This is a genomic window from Streptomyces sp. NPDC051172, from assembly GCF_040682555.1.
Taxonomy (GTDB): Bacteria; Actinomycetota; Actinomycetes; order Streptomycetales; family Streptomycetaceae; genus Streptomyces.
In genome coordinates, this window is record NZ_JBFBBE010000517.1 from 1 (window position 1) to 1006 (window position 1006).

At 70.8% G+C, this 1006-nt stretch carries 1 protein-coding gene and 1 pseudogene; both read left to right on the forward strand.

The window, feature by feature from the left end; all coding sequences use genetic code 11:
- Positions 1–617, forward strand: a 617-nt coding sequence (locus AB0N07_RS52375) for a hypothetical protein (RefSeq protein ID WP_365848228.1), incomplete at its 5' end; no start/stop codon positions are given.
- A gap of 185 nt (positions 618–802) precedes the next feature.
- A pseudogene (locus tag AB0N07_RS52380) lies at positions 803–1006 on the forward strand (50S ribosomal protein L25); the annotation flags it as partial.

Consider the following 1006-nt stretch of genomic DNA (forward strand, 5'->3'; position numbering starts at 1 on the left):
CGCGGACCTCGATAGCCGGTCTGCTCTGCGCCGTCGTGTGGATCCTCGTGAGCCCCTACCTGGGGCGGGTCCTCCGTATGGCACTCGCCGTCGTCATGGGCTGGTTCGTCAGCTGGGCCGAGGAGAACCTGGCCGACCTCGGCATCTTCGGAGACCGCACCGGCACGGACTGGTTCCGGGCCGAGATCCAGCAGGCGTCCGCGGAGAAGGTGGCCGACACCTCGTTCTTCGGCCAGGGCCTCTCCACAGCATTCGTGGAGCTGGACAACGTGTCCATGTTCTTCCACAACTCCTATCTGGGGCTGCTGGTGGAGGGCGGCTGGCCGTTCCTGATCGTGGTGGTGGGCGCCTACCTGTGGCTGTGCCTGCGGCCCTTCGCCCGGACGCACCGATCGCCGTCGCGGGTGGCCGTCGAGGCCGCCGCGGTCATCATCCTGGTCACCTCCCTTCCGCTCGGTGTGGTGTTCATCACGATCTTCGGTGCCATCGTGCTCGGCTGCGGCCTGCTGCTGAGCGCCCAGGAGGACGACGAATCCCACGGCGTGTCTGCGGGTGAGCGGGCTCACCGCCGCAAGCTGGACCGCATCGTGGAGCGGTCCCGGCGCGCGGGCGTCTGAGCCGGCCCGCCGGCGTCGGTGCTATCCTGTCCAGGTTGCCCAGGCGAGGGAGCGCGCGCTCCGTGATCGACGAGGCCGCCGCCGCGTGTCAGCATGCTGGCCCGCTGCGGCACTGAAGCCCCCTCCTGGCCGCATCCCGCGCCGCCCCCGGCCGCGCGGCCGAGACCCCCACAGGAGGACGCATCATGTCTGACCAGCTCAAGATCAAGGTCACCCGCCGCACCGACTTCGGCAAGGGTGCCGCCCGCCAGGCCCGCCGTGCCGGCCTGATCCCCGCCGTCGTCTACGGCCACGGCCAGGATCCCGTGCACCTGCTGCTGCCGGCCCAGGAGACCACCCTGGCCGTCCGCAACCCCAACGCCCTGCTCACCGTCGTGAACGAGGCCGGC